The organism is Bergeriella denitrificans NBRC 102155 (assembly GCF_001592185.1).
GTDB classification, from domain to species: Bacteria; Pseudomonadota; Gammaproteobacteria; order Burkholderiales; family Neisseriaceae; genus Neisseria; species Neisseria denitrificans.
In genome coordinates this window covers 1-3585 of record NZ_BCWL01000205.1, presented here as the reverse complement: position 1 = coordinate 3585, position 3585 = coordinate 1, and the positions used below count along the sequence as shown (strand labels likewise).

Here is a 3585-nt window from a genome sequence, read left to right as displayed (position 1 = left end):
TAAGCATTTGACTATAAAACCGCCCGTAATCAAGATAAAAAGCCGTCTGAATATCCATTTTCAGACGGCTTTAAAACACCATAGCAGATTATGCACCTTGAATCGCATCCGCAATGCGTAGCGCGCCTTTTTCTGCCCAGTCGGCCTGCTTGGCTTCGACCATGACGCGCACGACGGGTTCGGTGCCGGATGCGCGCAAAACGACGCGACCTTTGCCTTCCAGCTCCTGCTCCACTTCGGCCAAAACGGCTTTTGAGGCTTCCTGCCAATTTTGGCCTTTTTGGATGCGCACGTTAATCATGGTTTGCGGGAAGGGCTGCCAGTCGGCGCATACGGTGGCCAAATCCTGACCCAAAATCTGCAGGGCGGCCAAGACTTGCAGCGCGGAGACGATGCCGTCGCCGGTGTTGTGTTTGTCCATGCACAGGATGTGGCCGCTGGCTTCACCGCCGATCAGCCAACCGCGTTGGTGCAGCTGTTCCAATACATAGCGGTCGCCCACTTTGGCGCGGCAGAAATCGACGCCCTGCTCCTGCAAGGCGATTTCCATGGCCATATTGGTCATGACGGTGCCGACTACGCCGCCGATTTCAACGCCTTCGCGCGCGCGCGCTTTGGCGATGACGTAAATCAGGTTGTCGCCGTCATACACTTTGCCGTTGCGGTCCACCATCATCAGGCGGTCGCCGTCGCCGTCGAGCGCGATGCCGTAGTCGGCTTCGTTTTGCAAGACGGCGGCCTGCAGGGATTTCGGATAGGTTGCGCCGCATTTTTCGTTGATGTTGTAGCCGTTCGGGCCGTCGCCGATGGTGACGACTTGTGCGCCCAATTCGTGGAAGACTTTGGGTGCAACGTGATAGCCGGCGCCGTTGGCGCTGTCCACCACCAGCTTCAGGCCGCGCAAATCCAGATTGGCAGGGAAGGTGGATTTGCAGAATTCGATGTAGCGGTCGTCGGCGCCGCTGATACGGCGGGCGCGTCCCAAGCGGTCGGAGGGCTGGGTTTTCATTTCTTCATCGATTTTGGCTTCGATTTCCAGCTCGATTTCGTCGGAAAGTTTGACGCCGCCTTCGGCAAAGAATTTGATGCCGTTGTCGGAATAGCCGTTGTGCGAAGCGGAAATCATCACACCGGCCGACAGGCGCAGCGCGCGGGTGAGATAGGCCACGCCCGGGGTGGGCAGCGGGCCGGTCTGCAAGACATTCACGCCCGCTGCGGTAAAGCCGGCCACCAACGCGGCTTCCAGCATATAGCCGGAGATGCGGGTGTCTTTACCGATTAATACGGTGGGGCGCTGCCCATCGTCGTGCTGCACCAGCACCTGACCGGCGGCATAGCCGAGCTTCAATACGAAATCGGGGGTAATGGGAAACTGCCCTACTTCACCGCGCACACCGTCGGTGCCGAAATATTTTTTAGCCATTTTTTTGATGCTCCGTTTATCTGTTGATGCGGCAGCCTGGGCGTTTGCCGCACTGCCACTGCGGCCGTCTGAATATTTGCGGCCGCCTTTTGCCGTCAGTCTATGGTCAATACCGGGAAGGATTTGACGGCTTCGTCGATTGCTTTGACCCGTGTCAGGAAGTCTTCCAGCTTGGCCAGCGGCAACGCGCTCGGGCCGTCGCAGCGGGCTTGGTCGGGATTTTCGTGCGCTTCGAGAAACAGACCCGCCAGGCGCGTGCCCATGCCCGCCAGCGCCAAATCCAATACCTGGCTGCGGCGGCCGCCCGATGCGGCGGCGCCCGATTCGCGCGTTTGCAGGGCGTGGGTTACATCGAAAATCACCGGCAGGTTGCCGCAGGTTTTCTTCATCACGCCGAAACCCAGCATATCGACCACTAAGTTGTCATAGCCGAAGCTGCTGCCGCGCTCGCACAACACCAGCTTGTCGTTGCCGGCTTCTTTAAATTTTTCCACGATGTTTTTCATTTGCGACGGGCTGAGAAACTGCGGTTTTTTGATGTTAATCACATTGCCGGTTTCCGCCATCGCCACCACCAAATCGGTTTGGCGCGCCAAAAATGCGGGCAGCTGGATAACGTCGCACACTTCCGCTACAGGGCGGCACTGGTAAGGCTCGTGCACGTCGGTAATCACGGGCACGCCGAACTCGCGCTTGACCGCTTCAAAAATTTTCAGGCCTTCGTCCAAGCCCACGCCGCGGAAAGAGTGCACCGACGAGCGGTTGGCCTTGTCAAACGAGGCTTTGAATACATAAGGAATGCCGAGTTTGCCGGTCACGCCGACATAGCGCTCGCAGGCTTTGAGCGTGGAATCGAGGTCTTCCAAGACATTGATGCCGCCGAACAGCACGAAAGGCGCATCATTGCCGACTGTAATGTGTTTGATTTGAACATTCATCTTGATTTCCTAAAGCATCCGACCCTTTAAAGGCCGTATTACCGGCATTATAGTCCTTAACGCGCGGCAAATCAGCAAAAGCCGTCTGAAAAACGCGTTTTTCAGACGGCCTGATAAACCTTAGCGCAATCTGCTTACGCTTCGGCTACCCGCTTGCACCATGCCTCTTTTTCTTCGCTGCTTAAAAACGAGGCTTTGAAAGAGTTTTGACACAAGGTGCGGATTTCCGCTTCGCTCAAATCCAGCGCAGCGGCCAGCTCGATAAAGTTTTGGTTGACATAGCCGCCGAAATAGGCGGGATCGTCGGAGTTGACCGTGACCATCACGCCGCGTTGCAGCATACGGCGCAGGTTGTGCTGGTTCAGATGGCCGACGACTTTCAACTTCAGGTTGCTCAGCGGGCAAACGGTCAGCGGCATCTGCTCGGCAATCAGCCGTTCCATCAGGGCTTCGTCTTCTTCGGAGCGCACGCCGTGGTCGATGCGGGCGACGTTCAACACATCCAATGCTTCGTAAACGTATTCCGGCGGCCCTTCTTCGCCCGCGTGCGCCACGGCCAGAAAGCCTTCGGCACGGGCTTGCTCAAATACGCGCGCAAACTTGGCGGGCGGGTGGCCGACTTCGCTCGAATCCAGCCCTACGCCGATGATTTTGTCTTTATACGGCAGCGCCTGCGCCAGCGTTTCAAACGCGGCCTCTTCCGACAGATGGCGCAAGAAGCACATAATCAGCAAAGACGAAATGCCCCATTCCCGCCGCGCATCTTCGCAGGCGCGGGTAATGCCGTTCAACACGGTTTCAAACGCTACGCCGCGCGCGGTATGCGTTTGCGGGTCGAAGAAGATTTCCGTATGCACCACATTATCGGCTTTACAGCGCAGCAGGTAGGCGTAAGTCAAGTCGTAAAAATCCTGCTCGTGCAGCAATACTGCGGCGCCGGCATAGTAAATGTCCAAAAAAGACTGCAGATTGTGAAAATCATAGGCCGCGCGGATTTCGTCCACGCTTTGATAAGGCAGCGTTACGCCGTTGCGCCGCGCGATGTCGAACATCAGCTCCGGCTCCAGCGTGCCTTCGATATGCAGGTGCAGCTCTGCTTTGGGCAAAGATGCAATCAATGGGGTCAGCGACATCTTGTTTCCTTTTATATACGACTTATATACGGCTGCGCGGCGGCAGCGGCTGGTTATCGTCGTCGAACTTCAATCCTGCTACGGCGTTGGC

3 protein-coding genes are annotated in these 3585 nt (G+C 56.9%); all 3 read right to left on the bottom strand.

The window, feature by feature from the left end; all coding sequences use genetic code 11:
- Positions 1-88 precede the first annotated feature (88 nt).
- Positions 89-1423, bottom strand: coding sequence for a phosphoglucosamine mutase (gene glmM / locus BDE01S_RS09170; protein ID WP_066080566.1), 1335 nt, complete (start codon positions 1421-1423; stop codon positions 89-91).
- 95 nt (positions 1424-1518) lie between these two features.
- Positions 1519-2361, bottom strand: a complete 843-nt coding sequence (gene kdsA, locus BDE01S_RS09165; RefSeq protein ID WP_066080563.1) for a 3-deoxy-8-phosphooctulonate synthase — start codon at positions 2359-2361, stop codon at positions 1519-1521.
- Positions 2362-2495: 134 nt separating this feature from the next.
- A complete protein-coding gene (locus tag BDE01S_RS09160; protein ID WP_066080562.1) occupies positions 2496-3494 on the bottom strand; it encodes an adenosine deaminase in 999 nt (332 codons plus the stop codon).
- Positions 3495-3585 lie beyond the last annotated feature (91 nt).

What these genes read in the sequence shown, in the direction of transcription:
- glmM (WP_066080566.1), bottom strand. Translation starts at nt 1,423, where the DNA reads ATGGCTAAAAAATATTTCGGCACCGACGGTGTGCGCGGTGAAGTAGGG.
- kdsA (WP_066080563.1), bottom strand. Translation starts at nt 2,361, where the DNA reads ATGAATGTTCAAATCAAACACATTACAGTCGGCAATGATGCGCCTTTC.
- BDE01S_RS09160 (WP_066080562.1), bottom strand. Translation starts at nt 3,494, where the DNA reads ATGTCGCTGACCCCATTGATTGCATCTTTGCCCAAAGCAGAGCTGCAC.